General features: G+C 54.3%; 17 protein-coding genes. 10 read left to right on the top strand and 7 right to left on the bottom strand.

Features of this window, described 5'->3' with window-relative positions:
• Positions 1-5 precede the first annotated feature (5 nt).
• Complete coding sequence (locus tag BUQ90_RS10155; RefSeq protein ID WP_074205123.1) at positions 6-965, bottom strand: bile acid:sodium symporter family protein; 960 nt, start codon at positions 963-965, stop codon at positions 6-8.
• A gap of 202 nt (positions 966-1,167) precedes the next feature.
• Here BUQ90_RS10155 and BUQ90_RS10150 point away from each other — a divergent pair, with 202 nt between their 5' ends.
• The 8 genes from BUQ90_RS10150 to BUQ90_RS10115 all read left to right on the top strand — a co-directional run bounded on the left by BUQ90_RS10150 (position 1,168) and on the right by BUQ90_RS10115 (position 9,122).
• Positions 1,168-2,070 (top strand): tetratricopeptide repeat protein, encoded by a 903-nt coding sequence (locus BUQ90_RS10150; protein WP_159437087.1) that lies wholly within the window; start codon positions 1,168-1,170, stop codon positions 2,068-2,070.
• Positions 2,043-2,984, top strand: coding sequence for a hypothetical protein (locus BUQ90_RS10145; RefSeq protein WP_074205121.1), 942 nt, complete (start codon positions 2,043-2,045; stop codon positions 2,982-2,984). The genes BUQ90_RS10150 and BUQ90_RS10145 overlap by 28 nt, the downstream gene beginning before the upstream one ends.
• A gap of 97 nt (positions 2,985-3,081) precedes the next feature.
• Positions 3,082-4,899: a translational GTPase TypA gene (gene typA, locus BUQ90_RS10140; protein ID WP_074205120.1), complete on the top strand. Its 1,818-nt coding sequence runs from the start codon at positions 3,082-3,084 to the stop codon at positions 4,897-4,899.
• Positions 4,900-5,074: 175 nt separating this feature from the next.
• Entirely contained in the window at positions 5,075-6,022 is a 948-nt protein-coding gene (locus tag BUQ90_RS10135; RefSeq protein ID WP_143182836.1) for an MBL fold metallo-hydrolase, read from the top strand.
• A 120-nt stretch (positions 6,023-6,142) separates the two neighbouring features.
• Positions 6,143-6,994, top strand: a complete 852-nt coding sequence (locus tag BUQ90_RS10130) for a glycerophosphoryl diester phosphodiesterase membrane domain-containing protein (protein WP_074205118.1) — start codon at positions 6,143-6,145, stop codon at positions 6,992-6,994.
• 204 nt (positions 6,995-7,198) lie between these two features.
• On the top strand, positions 7,199-7,495 hold the full coding sequence (locus tag BUQ90_RS10125) for a DUF3297 family protein (RefSeq protein WP_074205117.1): 297 nt from the start codon (positions 7,199-7,201) through the stop codon (positions 7,493-7,495).
• A gap of 23 nt (positions 7,496-7,518) precedes the next feature.
• Positions 7,519-8,346, top strand: a complete 828-nt coding sequence (locus BUQ90_RS10120; protein WP_074205116.1) for an SDR family NAD(P)-dependent oxidoreductase — start codon at positions 7,519-7,521, stop codon at positions 8,344-8,346.
• A complete protein-coding gene (locus BUQ90_RS10115) occupies positions 8,346-9,122 on the top strand; it encodes an enoyl-CoA hydratase (protein WP_143182835.1) in 777 nt (258 codons plus the stop codon). The genes BUQ90_RS10120 and BUQ90_RS10115 overlap by 1 nt, the downstream gene beginning before the upstream one ends.
• Positions 9,123-9,125: 3 nt before the next feature.
• On the opposite strand, the gene BUQ90_RS10110 is transcribed toward BUQ90_RS10115, so the two are convergent.
• From BUQ90_RS10110 to BUQ90_RS10095, 4 genes are read right to left on the bottom strand one after another with little or no spacing between them, the layout of a single operon-like run.
• A complete protein-coding gene (locus tag BUQ90_RS10110) occupies positions 9,126-9,707 on the bottom strand; it encodes a hypothetical protein (RefSeq protein WP_074205115.1) in 582 nt (193 codons plus the stop codon).
• Positions 9,708-9,767: 60 nt separating this feature from the next.
• A complete protein-coding gene (locus BUQ90_RS10105; RefSeq protein ID WP_159437086.1) occupies positions 9,768-10,667 on the bottom strand; it encodes an alpha/beta hydrolase fold domain-containing protein in 900 nt (299 codons plus the stop codon).
• A gap of 4 nt (positions 10,668-10,671) precedes the next feature.
• Positions 10,672-11,076: a GFA family protein gene (locus BUQ90_RS10100; protein WP_074205114.1), complete on the bottom strand. Its 405-nt coding sequence runs from the start codon at positions 11,074-11,076 to the stop codon at positions 10,672-10,674.
• Between the two features lie 14 nt (positions 11,077-11,090).
• Positions 11,091-12,224 carry a beta-ketoacyl-ACP synthase III gene (locus BUQ90_RS10095; protein ID WP_074205113.1) on the bottom strand — a complete coding sequence of 378 codons (1,134 nt, stop codon included), beginning with the start codon at positions 12,222-12,224 and terminating at the stop codon, positions 11,091-11,093.
• Between the two features lie 129 nt (positions 12,225-12,353).
• Between BUQ90_RS10095 and ung the strand changes: the two genes are divergently transcribed.
• Both ung and BUQ90_RS10085 read left to right on the top strand, forming a co-directional pair.
• The gene (gene ung, locus BUQ90_RS10090; protein ID WP_074205112.1) at positions 12,354-13,073 is read left to right on the top strand and encodes a uracil-DNA glycosylase; all 720 of its coding nucleotides are present in this window, start codon (positions 12,354-12,356) and stop codon (positions 13,071-13,073) included.
• A 31-nt stretch (positions 13,074-13,104) separates the two neighbouring features.
• Positions 13,105-13,452 (top strand): Mpo1-like protein, encoded by a 348-nt coding sequence (locus BUQ90_RS10085; protein ID WP_074205111.1) that lies wholly within the window; start codon positions 13,105-13,107, stop codon positions 13,450-13,452.
• Here the strand turns inward: BUQ90_RS10085 and BUQ90_RS10080 are convergent.
• Positions 13,449-14,432, bottom strand: a complete 984-nt coding sequence (locus tag BUQ90_RS10080) for an alpha/beta fold hydrolase (RefSeq protein WP_074205110.1) — start codon at positions 14,430-14,432, stop codon at positions 13,449-13,451. The genes BUQ90_RS10085 and BUQ90_RS10080 overlap by 4 nt on opposite strands.
• A gap of 111 nt (positions 14,433-14,543) precedes the next feature.
• Positions 14,544-14,750 carry a cold-shock protein gene (locus BUQ90_RS10075; RefSeq protein WP_074205109.1) on the bottom strand — a complete coding sequence of 69 codons (207 nt, stop codon included), beginning with the start codon at positions 14,748-14,750 and terminating at the stop codon, positions 14,544-14,546.
• Positions 14,751-14,834 lie beyond the last annotated feature (84 nt).

Here is a 14,834-nt window from a genome sequence, read left to right as displayed (position 1 = left end):
GCTTGTCATTCTTCGGCCAGCCGGACGGCAAGCGGCGCGGACAGTGTCAGGCTGCTGAGGTGATAGAATAGCAGCGGGACCAGTAACATCCCGGCGGCATCCGGCGGAAACAATATGGCCGCCAGTGGCGCACCAACGGCGATGCTTTTTTGTGCACCGCCGAACAGCAGCGCCTTCCGGTCACCAGACCCGAAACCCAGCCACTTTCCGAGGCTCCAGGCACCGCCAAAGGCAAATGTCAGCAAGGCCGCTGTTGCCGCTCCGACCAGGATCAGCTCCTTCCCGCTGACCTGTTGCCATATCCCGCCAACAACTGCGCCCGAGAATGCCACATAAACAGCGAGGCTGATTGCGAGCCGGTCTGCCCAGCCGGTTAAATTCCTGTGGCGCAAAATCCACGGCCGCGCCCGGGATTGTATCGCCTGTCCGATGGCAAAAGGCAGCAGCAGCATGGTCACGATCTTCAGAAATGACGAACCGGTAATAATGATTCCAACACTGCTCGCGAGCAATGCAAAGAGCACCGGGGTCAAAACAATGGATGACAGATTGACCGCCGCTGCCGCAACCACCGAAGCCCCGACATTGCCTTTGGCAATTAACGTGTAACTGGCAGCAGACTGGACGGTCGAAGGCAGGCAGCCCAGATACAGAAATCCTATGGCAATCATCGAGGTAATATGACCATCGAGAACAAGTGACAATGCCAGGCCCGCTACCGTCATGGCGCCAAAAACAAATCCGAAGATTGTCGACTGCAGGCGCCAGTTCCGAAATCCCTCAACAACTTCTTTTCGCTCCAGCCGGATACCGTGAAGCAGGAAAATCCAGAAAATCGCGGCGGAAACTGCAAAGTTTGCATAGGGAACGGCGGCTCCGCTCACCGGCAGAAAAGTGGCCAGTGTCACCGCAATGGTGAGCAGCCAGATGAATTTGTCGGAGAGAATGAGGCGGATCGTTCGCATGCTGGCCCAGCCGAATGGCGGGGATAGACGGCAATTGCAAGTATGTGCTGCGAAATTGACGGTCCCGCTTTCCGGTTTGGCAACGTCACTTTACCCACGGAATTTTGCCAATGGAGAAAATCGGCAGTTTGGTGTAACCTTTCGGTATTCAACGCGAATAATGGTACAGTCATAGAGCAAGCTGGAGGAAGCAATGTCCCGAATGTCCCGTACGATAATGGGAGCAGCCCTGCTGGCGCTCTCGGCAAGTCCCATGGCAATGGCAGCCGGAGGGGGCGGAGGCGGGTTTTCGGGCAGCAGCGCACCGAGCTATGATCCGGCGGTAGAATATCAAAAGGGCCTGACTGCCTTTCGAGCCAAAGAATATAAAAAGGCCACGACAGCATTCAAAAGAACGCTCAAGGTGACGCCCAAAAATGCCAATGCCCAGTATTTGCTTGGCCTCAGCTATGCCCGGCTGGGCAATTACAAGCGTGCACGAAAACCACTCGAAAAAGCGGTCAAATATGCACCGGGAATGATCGATGCCCACCGGGATCTTTCACTGGTCTATCTGAAACTGGACATGACCGAAAAAGCCGAGAAAACGCTCGCAGGAATCAAGGCCGAGAAAGCGAAATGTGCGGGTAGCTGCGCTGATGCCCAAAAGATCAACCTCGCAATCTCGAAGATCGAAAAGGCCATGAACGGCGGCACGATCACGGTTTCCCTTCCACCGGAATGGCAGACGGCAAGTCTGGAATCCGGCGACAAGCTTTATCTGGAGGCTGTCGGCCTCATCAATGAGAAGCGCTATGAAGAAGCGCTGGTTGAGCTTGACCGCACAGCTCGTGCCGTCGGCCCCCACCCGGACGTCCTGACATATATCGGCTTCGCTCATCGAAAAATGCAGCGATTTGATGTTGCCGAGGATTATTATCAGCGCGCACTGGCGGTGGCGCCCGATCATCTGGGGGCACTGGAATATTATGGCGAGCTAAAGGTTGAACGCCAGGATTTGGATGGCGCCAGACAACATCTGGCGAGGATTGAAGAGCTCTGCAGTTTTGGTTGTCATGAAGCGGATGAACTGCGCAAGTGGATCGACAACGCCAAAACCTCCTGATCGCGATTGTCGCGACGCTTTGCGGTGTTGCAGCTGCTCAAGCCGCCGACAAACCGGCTTTTCGGGCCCTGAGCTGGATCGCTCCGGGCCAGGAGTTCGAGGCCCTGTCCTCTGAACCGATCGGAAGTTTGCGGCTCTCGGCGGTTCTGGCTGACAAAAGTCAGGATATTGCCATTGGCCGCGCCCTGTTCGAAACCCCGACATTGCTGGGAGGGCAAGCGGCCAAGGCCGGACTGAGTTGTGGCAGTTGCCACACCAACGGCAGGGACAACCCGCATTTCCAGTTTCCCGGAGTATCAGGTGCACCCGGCACCGCCGATGTTACGCACAGCTTCTTCAGCTCGAAACGCGGGGATGGAACCTTCAATCCCGTCAGGATTCCCGATCTGGCCAAACCGGGCAAAGTGTCTCGCTTAGCTGAGCTACCGGACCTCGAAACATTTGTCCGGGCGCTGATTGTTGAGGAATTTGACGGTGAAGAACCCAGTGACGCCGTGCTTGCTGCACTTTCGTCCTACATAAGAGCCCTGTGTGACGGATGTGACAAAACAAAGCGGCCGGTCACCGTGCAGAACCCGCTTGGTCGTATTGAACAGGCCCTGATGCTTGTTGAACAGGGAAAAGCGCGGCTTGCGGATGATGTGCTGCATCTGCTTCTCGCGAGCGCCCGGCATCAACTGGGATTGATCCATGAACGCTATGTTGCGCCAGACCTGTCCCGGCAGCGCAAAGCTCTGAAGAAGCTCAGTCTTGATCTGATGCTGGTTCAGCGCAGTCTGGCAAACGAGCAACGCGACAATCGTTTGCCCATAGGCGAAGTCATCGAAGATTTTTCGACCTTGCGCGATGAACTCATCAGGCTGGAATCGCAGTCGCTGTACAATCCGGAGAAGCTGGCGCGAGCGATCAAGTAAAAGCATATGTTGCACTGCGGTAGTGACACCGCTATAGCGCCCGCAATTTCGGGCATTGGAGCAACCACCGCCCGCCCCTCTTTCTGGCAGAAAACTTATGTCGCTTCGCAATATTGCAATCATTGCCCATGTTGATCATGGAAAAACCACCCTGGTGGACCAGCTTTTCCGTCAGTCGGGAACCTTCCGCGACAACGAGCGCGTCGAAGAACGCGCGATGGACAGCAACGACCTGGAAAAAGAACGCGGCATCACCATTCTCGCAAAATGCACCAGTGTCGAATGGAAAGGTACCCGGATCAACATCGTGGACACGCCCGGCCATGCCGACTTTGGCGGTGAGGTGGAGCGGATCCTGTCAATGGTCGATGGCGTTATTCTGCTTGTTGACAGCGCCGAAGGTGCCATGCCCCAGACAAAATTCGTCACCGGCAAAGCGCTGGCGCTGGGATTGAAGCCTATTGTGGTGGTCAACAAAATTGATCGACCCGATGGCCGGGCCGAGGAAGTTCTCGACGAAGTGTTTGACCTGTTCGTCAACCTCGATGCAAATGACGAGCAGCTCGACTTCCCTTCCCTGTTCGCCAGCGGTCGCAATGGCTATGCCGGCGACACGCCGGAAGTACGGGACGGCGATTTGTCATCTCTGTTCGACACGATAATCGATCATGTCCCCGAACCAGACGTCAATCCTGACGACGCCTTCAAGTTTCTTGTAACCCTTCTCGACAGGGACAATTTTGTTGGTCGCATTCTCACCGGCAAAGTGGAAAGCGGGAAGATTGATATCAACGCTCCAATCCACGCGCTGGATATGGACGGCAATGTGGTCGAGAGTGGCCGCGCAACCAAAATCATGGCTTTCCGGGGTCTGGAACGCGTACCGGTCGAAAGCGCCCAGGCTGGTGACATCATTTCACTCGCCGGACTAACCGAAGCAACCGTCGCAAACACCATTTGTGATCCGTCTGTCTCCGAGCCGCTGGAAGCGCAACCGATTGATCCGCCGACCCTGTCGATGCGCTTCGCAGTGAACGACAGTCCGGTCGCCGGCCGCGAAGGCGACAAGGTTACCAGTCGCGTGATCCGCGATCGCTTGTTGCGCGAAGCAGAATCCAATGTCGCCATCAAAATTACCGAAAGTGCAGACAAGGACAGTTTTGAAGTGGCCGGACGGGGCGAGCTGCAGCTGGGCGTCCTGATCGAGACCATGCGCCGCGAAGGATTTGAACTCGGCATTTCCCGGCCCCGCGTTCTTTACCGCGAAGAAAATGGCCAGCGCACCGAACCCTATGAAACAGTCGTGATTGACGTGGACGATGAGCATGCCAGCACGGTGGTTTCCAAGATGCAGCGGCGCAAGGCGGAACTGACTGAGCAGCGGCCTTCAGGTGGCGGCAAGACCCGCCTGTCCTTTTCCGCACCGTCTCGCGGTTTGATCGGGTATCACGGAGAATTCCTGTCAGACACGCGCGGCACCGGAATCATGAACCGCCTGTTTGAGAAATATGGCCCGTACAAAGGCGCGATTGATGGCAGGCCGGTTGGTGTTCTGGTTTCGAATGGCACCGGGACCGCCATGCCCTATGCACTCAACGCACTGGAAGAACGCGGAATATTGTTTATTGGCGGCCAGACCCCTGTCTACGAAGGCATGATTATCGGCGAGAATGCAAAGCCCGGCGATCTGGATGTCAATCCGATGAAATCCAAGCAGCTGACAAATTTCCGCTCTACCGGCAAGGACGATGCTGTGCGCTTGACTCCGCCTACGATCATGACGCTGGAACAGGCCATCGCCTATATCGACGATGACGAACTGGTTGAGGTCACGCCGCAGAATGTCCGGCTGAGGAAACGGTATCTGGATCCCAATGATCGCAAGAAAGCCGCCCGAAAAGCGGAAGCGGCCTGAGTCCTGTTACCAGCTTTTGGGGGAAATCAGCAGTTCTCCGGGATATCGAGCTGCGTGAACTGGGCGTCGTCACCCACAGCGAGATGACGGCGTTGATGCGCGCAACCGCACCGCTTTGCCACCGTCAGTGACACGAGCAATTGCAAGTCGGGTCCTTTTGGATCAGGATGACGCCATGATGATTTCCTTCAGGAGCGCAATCCGGGCTTTGTTCATGATCCTGGGCCTGGCATCATGTTCGACCGCCGGCGACGAAGTGGTGGAGCCGACAAGCTGTGCCTCAAATCCTCTGGCTCTGCAGGTTCTGGGATCTGGTGGTCCCATCGCCGATGATCACCGCGCCGGATCCAGCAACATTGTCTGGATCGATGGCAAGGCCCGCGTGTTGATTGATGCCGGTCCGGGCAGCTTTGTCCGGTTTGGAGAAGCTGGTGCTCGGTTCGAAGATCTGACGGCAATTTTGCTCACTCATTTTCATGGGGATCATGTTGGGGGCCTTCCGGGCCTGTTGAACGCCGGAAGTTTTTCCCGACGCACGGATCTGCTGCTCATTGCCGGACCTGATGGATCAGAAACATTCCCGTCAACCTCTGAATTGCTGGCCGCTTATGTGGGCTCTGAAGGAGCCTTGCGCTATCTGGCTCCCTATCTCGATGGCAGCGCCGATCTGCCCCGGCTAAACGTCCGCAATATCGTCACCAGCCGCGATTATCTCCAGGCCGTCTGGCGGTTGGATGGTGTGGATATCGATACCGTCGCCGTAAAGCATCTTGAAGTGCCAGCACTTGCGTTCGTGGTTCGGCACAAGGGAAAAAGGCTGCTGTTTGCCGGTGACCAGAGCTTCCTTAGCGAAGGCTTCGTCGAAGCAACACGTAATGGTCAACCAGACCTCATGGTGATGCACAACGCCATCTCCATGGCCGACGGACAACCGCGCGGATTGCATCGCGATGGCCGGTCGATCGGTGAAGCTGCACGGGCAGCCGGTGCCAAAAAACTCGTCCTCACCCATCACATGCAGCGCGCGCTGGATGACCGTGACGCGGTGATGGCAGCTATCCGGGAAAGCTACACTGGACCGGTGGAATTTGCCGATGATCTGTCCTGCTTTCCGGTTGAGTGATCTCGACATGGCGGTCGGATGAGTCAATTTATCCAGCTTGCGCGACAAAAGATCACATCAAAACGGGTTGCTTTGCTTCACATGCTTCCCCAAAATCAATCATAACAAGGGGGATGAGGAATGCAGAAATTTGATATGGCCAAAGCCTGGACCATCAACATAAACATGGTCAAAGATCACGGTATCGTTGTAGGCCTGATACTTTTTGCGACCTACCTGATCATGGCACTGCTTTTTTTCTCGCTGTTTGGCGGTGTTTCGACATCATTGTTCAATCCGACGGAGGCAGATCCAGAAGCGATGGCAGCCATGATGGCTGGCCGATTCGGCTTTCTCGGCTTGGTGAGCCTGGGGGTATTCCTGCTTTCCATTGCAGGCTATTTCATTTCCTGGAGAGTGGTACTTTCCGGAAAGGATGAAACAATCGGAGGCGCTTTTGTCTATGGACTTGTCGCATCAATGCCCGCATTTATTGCCATTATAGTTTTATACATCGCTTTCACGATTGTTTTTGGGATCGTTTTCGCAATCTTTGGAGTAGCGCTATTCGGGGCTGTCGGTGCTGATTCCAACAGTGCCGGTGCTGGCGCCGTTGGTCTCATGGTCCTTCTTTATATCGGCCTTCTTGGCACAATGCTTTTCCTGTTCGCAAGACTCGGAACAACAGGTCCGATAATGGCCGCCAATCGCAGCTACAACCCGTTCGGCGCAATGATGGAATCATGGAAGATAACCAAAAACAACAGCCTCATGCTGATGTTGTATTTGTTTCTGATTTCTGTCGCTTTCTTCGTTGTCTATATGATCATCGCACTTGTCGCCGGCCTCCTGATCAATCTGTCCGTAGCCATAGGGATTATCCTCGGTGTTGTTGCAATTGTCCCGTTGATGATATTTTATCTGCTTGTCCCGGCTGCGATATACAGTTCGCTGCTTGACACAAATCTGGATGTCGAGAACGTATTTAGCTAACAATGGTCAAGATATCGATCATGATGGCCTTGATTGCTTCTTGCAGGAAACATCTGATCAGCTTGTCAAAACAACTGCCAGGTCACCGTACATAGTTCTGGCTTCGTTAATCACCTGTTCTCCTTAATGGGACAGCAGACATGAGCACAAATCGCAATTTGGCCAAAGAAACCGATGGCCAAATGAAAAGGAAAGTATGAATTCATGACTGAATCCGAAAACGCAACGAGTTCCGGAAACGATACACCTCCCGACCGCCTCGCGATCAATCCCCGCAGCCCGCACTATGGCGGTGATTTGCTTGCAAGGGGCATCGGGATCAATTTTCGAGGTGAACGCAAACACAGCATAGAGGAATATTGCGTCTCGGAAGGGTGGGTCAAGGTTCAGGCCGGCAAGACCCTCGATCGCAAAGGCAACCCCCTTTTGATCAAACTCAACGGGGAAGTGGAAGCCTGGTTTGAAGATCTGGGTGACGAGGCTCCGAAAACCACCAAATAGAGCATGTTCTTCGGGGATTATTGATGTCAGAATTCAAAAACAAAACTGTATGGATCACCGGAGCCTCTTCCGGAATTGGTGAAGCACTTGCAAGATCCTTTGCCGATGCCGGTGCAAATTTGATCCTTTCGGGGCGACGCACCGAGGCTTTGACCAGTGTTGCCGACTGCATCCCGACAGAGTCTCTTGTCCTTCCGTTTGAAACGACAGACTATGATGCCTTGCCGGGCGTTGTTGACGAAGCCAAAAACTGGAAAGGCAGCGTCGATATTCTCGTCAACAATGCGGGGATCAGCCAGCGCAGCCTGGCGCTGGATACCCATCCGGACGTCCACCACAAGATCATCAACGTCGACCTGTTGGCACCGATCTGGCTGACTCAATTGCTCCTGCCCCACATGATCGCATCAGGCGGCGGACATATAGTGGGCATCAGTTCGGTCGCAGGGCGTGTCGGGGTTCCGCTCAGAACAGCCTATTGTGCGGCCAAGCACGGACTGATCGGTTATCTTGATGCATTGCGCGCGGAGACCCAAAAGCTGCATGATATCCATGTTACGAACATCCTGCCTGGTTCGATCCGCACCGATGTCTCCCGCAATGCCCTGACCAAGGACGGGACGCGCCGAGCCAAGTCGGATGCGGTCATCGACAATGGCATGGAACCATCAGAATGCGCGCGCCAGATTCTGGAGGCGGTGCGTTCCAATCAACCGGAATTGATTATCGCCGAAGGACCAGAGCTCATGCTGGCGCAAATGCGACAGTCCGATCCGGAGAAGCTGTTCGAAATGACTGCCGCACTCGGAGCGCAAATCGCGGAAAAATATGAATCCGGGGATGACGACTGATGTCACTGGTGTTGCTGGACAAATCCGATGGCATTGCAACCATCACGCTGAACCGACCGGAAGCCATGAATGCTTTGTCTCATGCCATGCGCGGTGAAATATATGATGCCTGCCAGGACATTCGGCAAGACAGGGATATTCGGGCCGCTATCATCACTGGTGCCGGTGACCGGGCATTCACCGCCGGCCTTGATCTCAAAGAACTCGGACAACATGGTCTCGGAGCTGCAACGGATCAAAATCCCGTACGCAACCCCTGCCGGGCGATTGAGGAGATCGAAGTTCCTGTCATAGGTGCGATAAACGGGGTTGCGATCACCGGCGGTTTCGAACTCGCCATGTCGTGCGACATCAGGATTGCATCTTCCCGCGCCCGTTTCGCCGACACCCATGCCAGTATCGGGATCATTCCCGGCTGGGGGCTGTCGCAAAAACTGTCCCGTACGATTGGTTTGTCGCGAGCCTGCGAGCTCAGCTTTACCGGGCAGTTCCTGGATGCCGAAACGGCATGTTTATGGGGCCTGGTGAACCGCGTATATGCGCCAGAGGACCTATTGCCCGAAGCACAGGCTCTCGCCGAGGACATGACCACAATTGATGGCAAGTTTTTGCGTGCTTACAAGAAACTGATTTTCGACGGTTTCGGCCGGAACTTGCAGGATGCTCTCGCATTGGAGAAACAAACAACAGATGCCTGGAACGACAATGTTTCTGCCCAGGAAGTCGAAGACCGTCGCAAGGCCGTTATCGCCAGGGGCCGCCAGCTAAAGGATTAGCTGTTAGCGAAAAAAGCAGTTGGTTCCGGCATAAAGAGATTCCACGACAGCGTTGCCGTCCGTTCCTGACAGAAAACCGCCAATAAAACCATCTGCTCCGCGATCTGACAAAAACTCGTTACCCAGCGTGCTGTCGGGCTGCATCACAATCGGCATTTGCGCCACGGCTGTTTCCCGAATGGACCCGATTCCCACAGCCTCTGGAGTCTTGACGATGGGCGACGCGCCGTCGATGAACCAGCCAACAAAAGCTTCATCCTGGAAGTTCAGCTTGAGGTCTCCGAACGTAACGAACTGCATCGGTCCTGCACCGCATTCGTCGTTGGCAGACGCGATACCTTCGATCTCGGTCTGCGCAGAAACTGCGGAAACCGTTTTTGCCATCGGAGTTCCGAACGGAAGAGAAATGAGTTCCGCCTCTCCGGCAGCCCGAAGTTGCAATCCATCGGCCGCCACTATGGTCTCGGAGGTCGCATTGGCGGTCGACGACGATTCATCAGATTCGGGCAAATCTGATTCAACACCACAGGAGGCAAGCAAAAGTGCTGAACCAATGGCCAGATAACTCCGTTTGGTTTGAAGCATGAAAATCCCTTCTGTTTAGGTGCCGGTCAGTGATTCATATAAGTAATCCCGGCCTGTCGCCTAGATTGATCGCCTGATCTGACTGGCAATAGTCTCTCTGACCGCCTTGGCTTCCGGAATCGGAAACAGCATCCAGACATGCTGCATAGCCGGATACTCGTAATAATCCATTGCCACTGCTGACTTATCGGCTTTTTCCTTGAGCTTTCTTGCATCCGGCCAAAGAATGTCAAACGTCCCGGTGAACACGGAAATCGGAGGCAGCCCCTCAATATCGCCAAACAGCGGGCTGACCGGACTCGCGTCAGTTTTCCCGGAACTGCCTGCCCACCATTCACCGGCTGCTTTCAATCCTGCTCTTGCAAGGATGCGGTCCTTCTGTTCGATAGCCGGTTGCATCGGGTCAGTCATTGTCACATCGAGCCAGGGAGAAAGCAAAACCAGATGGCCGGGCAATTCCTTCCCCTCATCTCGCAACAATTGGGTGAAACCCAGGGTGAATCCTGCCCCCGCACTGTCGCCCATGATCGTGACATTGTCGCTGTCCGTCCTGGCGAGCAAATCTTCGTAGACTGCCATCATCCAGTCATAGCTGGATCGCCAGTCGCTTTCCGGTGCCAGCGGATAGCAGGCAACGATTGTTTCGGCATCTGTCTTGTCGGTGATTTCGGAGAGGAACTTCCAGTATACGGACTGAATGCCAAGTACATAGGCACCGCCGTGGATATAGAGAATATAGCGTTTCGGGTCTGGTCGGGAGCTCAGTTTAAATACGGGATGCCCGGCCTTCTCGGACTGCCGCACATGCATTTTGCGACGTAGCGCTTTGCCGGGAGCCGCCAGTTTCTTTTTTCGCTGACGAGCCACATGGGCTCTGAGCTTGTCAGGGTTGGAGAAATAGGCTTTTGCGCCCGCAAAACGCAGGGCCTTGTCCAGCAACCATGCGCGTTTGCTGGTCAATATACTAACCCGGATTACCGGGCATCTGGGGCAGGCTGGAGTCGATTTCCACCCAGTTCTGTGAACTTTTGGTCCAGAAATGCACTTGCGGATTGAGGTGGCTGGTATCATCCAGCGTCCCTGCTTTCACAAAGGTCATGCCTGGCTGAGTTGGCAGGGTCGAAAACAAGGGCGATCCGCATTTGCCACAAAAGTGGCGCTCAACAGTATTGCCGGTGCCACTCGTATCCTCATAAGTGGTTAGCTCACCTTCCACCGTCAGCTGATCATTGGCAATTGCGAACAATACCGAATAAGCACTTCCGGATTGACGCTGGCAATTCTTGCAATGGCAAACGCCTTCCATTTGCGGTTCACCACTCACACTGTAGCAGACTGCTCCACACAGACATTGCCCTGTCATCGTCATCCCAACACTCCTTCTCAGCCTACCTTCTGCACAAAAACCGTGCCGGCAGAATAGCCTGCACCGAATGAACAGATAAGTCCAATATCTCCATCTTTGAGATCTCTATTGTGTTTGTGGAAGGCTATAATCGAGCCAGCGGAAGAGGTGTTGGCATAGGTGTCGAGTACGGTCGGACTTTCATCATCATTGGCCTCGCGACCCAGCACGCGATGAGAAATCATGCGGTTCATGCCTGCATTGGCCTGATGCAGCCAAAGCCGCCGCAAATCGCTACCCTCAAGCCCCACAGCGTCAGCCTGATCGATGATCATCTGGGCAACCATCGGAACCACTTCCTTGAATACCTTGCGCCCTTCCTGGACAAAAAGCTTGTCCGCATCATCCCGGCTCTCCGGGTGGGTGCGATTGAGGAAACCGAAATTGTTGCGAATATTATTGGAAAACTGGGTTTTGAGCTTGGTGCTCAGAATCTCCCAATGGCTGGCCGGAGCAATGTCCTTTGCTTCCACCAATATGGCCGTTGCAACATCACCGAAGATGAAGTGGCTGTCACGATCGCGCCAGTTGAGATGGCCGGAACAGATTTCCGGATTGATCACCAGAACCGACCTGGCACTTCCCGACCGGATATAATCAGCAGCTGTCTGCAGGCCGAAGGTTGCGGAAGAACAGGCCACATTCATGTCGAAGCCAAAGCCGTCACCCATGCCCAGCGCGTCCTGAATTTCCACCGCTATCGCCGGATAGGCGCGTTGCAGATTTGAACAGGCGCACAATACCGCATCAACGTCTTCCGGCTTCCGGCCGGCTTTGGCCAGCGCCTGCTGCGCGGCCTTCACACCAATCTCGGCGAGGATCGAAATCTCGTCATCTGGTCGTTCTGGAAGCCTTGGACACATGATTTCAGGATCCAGGATAGGCTCTTTCGACAGTACAAAACGCGATTTGATACCCGATGCTTTTTCAATAAACTCGACGGAACTCGGCTGTAGTTCGGCAACGTTCCCCGCCGCTATCGCATCGGCATTTTCCCGATTGTGCAGCTCAACATAGGAATTGAAGCTGGCCACCAGTTCTTCATTGCTGATGCTGTTTTCAGGGGTGAACAGGCCGGTGGTGGATATTACGGGTACAGGGGTATCGGACATGACATTGGATCTCTTGTTTTTCAGCCTTTCAGGATAGCGGTTTACTGCAATGGGTAAAGACGGATTTTTCAAGTCACGAAATTGGATTCGCAAGTTTGCCAATGAGGTGGGGTTTGCTATCGAAAAATCATGACAAAAAATGATCAGGTCAAATTGCATGACAGCTGGAAAATTCCCCTCAGTGAGGAATTTGCCAAACCTTATATGGCCGGACTGAAAGAGTTCCTGATCACCGAAAAAGCCGCAGGGAAACGAATATTCCCGAAAGGTTCGGAGTATTTCCGCGCTCTCGACCTGACCCCCCTTGGTGATGTGCGTGTGGTGATTCTCGGTCAGGATCCCTATCATGGCCCGGGTCAGGCTCATGGACTGTGCTTCAGTGTACAACCCGGGGTGAGACCGCCACCCTCACTCGTGAACATCTACAAGGAACTGGAAAGTGACCTCCATATCCCGAGACCAGGGCACGGATATCTGGAATCCTGGGCACGGCAAGGTGTCCTTCTTCTCAATAGTGTTCTGACCGTACGCAATGGGGAAGCAGCCTCGCATCGTGGCAAGGGGTGGGAACAATTCACCGATGCTATCGTGAACCTTATCGCTGACAAGGCCGAGCCGGTCGTTTTCCTGCTGTGGGGCAGCTACGCACAGAAAAAAGCTGCTTTTGTCCGGAGTATCGATCAGGGCGGTCAGCATCTGGTACTGCAGGCACCCCACCCATCGCCATTGTCTGCACATAACGGATTCTTCGGGTGCCGGCATTTCAGTCAAACCAATGCCTTTTTGGAGTCGCGAGGAATGGCACCGATAGATTGGGCTTTGCCGGAGCTGGATGCTCAGCTAATATAGACTTCTGGAACACATGACAGGGACACCAAAAATGTCAGAAAACCGGAAAAAAGAGCATCAGAGTTTTGAAACATTCTGGCCTTTTTATCTCCAGGAACATGCCAAGCCCGCTACCCGGAACATGCATTATGCGGGAACAAGCCTGGTCGTGGCAATTGCGGTATATGCCATTGTCACGGCAAGCTGGTCGCTACTTTGGCTGATGCCCTTGGCCGGCTATTTTTTTGCCTGGCTGTCGCATTGGCGCATTGAGAAGAACCGGCCTGCGACCTTTACCTATCCGCTTTGGTCGCTGATTGCCGACTTTAAGATGTGGGGGCTCTGGTTGACCGGCCGGCTGGATCCGGAACTTCGCAAGGCTGGTGTCATAGACCACTAGCCTGCTTCCGCTTCGGTGGTCGCTGACTCAGTGGAGGCTTCAACCTCGTCAATCCATATTCGGATATCTCGCGCAACCTGCTCGGGCGTTTCTTCCATCGGAAGATGTCCCGCATCATCGTAAACGATCAGTCTGCAGCCAGGGATTGCCTTTCTAAAGGCCTCGCCATGGGACACCGGTATCACCCTGTCCTGGGCGCCCCAAAGCAATAGCACCGGCATGTCCAGCGATCCGACCTGGTTCCACATTTCCGGTTGTCGCGGCGTCTTTCCGCGCTCAAGCGTAGCGTATCGGTTTCCCGGGAAATGCAACATGTCATGATATCTGGTTACGATTTCGTCGGTGAGACGCTCAGGCTGAGCATAATTTTCCTCCAAAGAAGATCGTACCAGGAACTTGGGCGTGATCTGCGGAAGCAACCACTGACCAATGGTCGACTGGGCCAGTCTGGCACCAAGATATGGCTTGATCTTCTCGCCTGTCTGCGCGCCGGATGAATCGATCAGGACCAGACCGGAAACGCGGTCCGGAACGGCAAGCCCGGCTCTCCAGCTAACCCATCCGCCCATGCTGTTGCCAATCCAATAGGCTTTGTCCACGCCCGTCACATCGAGAATTTTTACAACTGACGCTATGTTGCCATCGGCACTATAATCCCCATTACTACTCGGGCCGGTCAAACCGTGGCCTGGCAAATCCAGAGATATCAGTCGGAACCGATCCCCAAGCAGCCGGACAATCTCTTCCCAGGTTTGCAAATGGCTGTTGGAGCCATGGATCAGCAAAATTACCGGTCCGTCCCTGTTTCCTTCATCACGGTAGTGAATTTCTCCTCCCGCCCCGTCCGGCGCGAAGCGGGATGCCTCGGATCCATATTTGGCGATCATCTCCGCTTTGTCCGCATCCGGCGTCCTGAAAAGGAAGAAGGCCCCAACGAGAAGAATTGCGAGGCCAAGAGCAAGGCGGACTAGAAGCTTCATTATGGGATTCCCATTTGATGATCCTGGCCGCAATTGCACAGGCAATGTGGATCAGACAATAAAAAAGGCGGGCCTGCAATGCAGTCCCGCCCTTTCAGCATTTCTTGCAGCTCAAGCCTGTTGAAGGTTGACTGCAGCTTTTTTGCCGTTGTTGCCGGTTTCAATATCATAAGTCAGACGCTGTTCTTTCTCCAGAGTCTGCATGCCGGCTGCCTGTACGGCAGTGATGTGAACGAAGCTGTCATCACCACCGTCTTCTGGTGCGATAAAGCCATAGCCTTTTTCAGTGTTGAAAAATTTAACTGTGCCTGTGGGCATATTCTTGTTCCAATTCATAGTTTAGTTATGCCCGAACGCTGGCCAAATGGCACCGCTCGAGCGGTAAGGCCAATTTCGAGAAAG

The organism is Parasphingorhabdus marina DSM 22363, from assembly GCF_900128895.1.
In the GTDB taxonomy this organism is placed as follows: Bacteria; Pseudomonadota; Alphaproteobacteria; order Sphingomonadales; family Sphingomonadaceae; genus Parasphingorhabdus; species Parasphingorhabdus marina.
The sequence above is the reverse complement of the archived record's forward strand: the minus strand, read 5'-3'. Positions and strand labels throughout refer to the sequence as shown.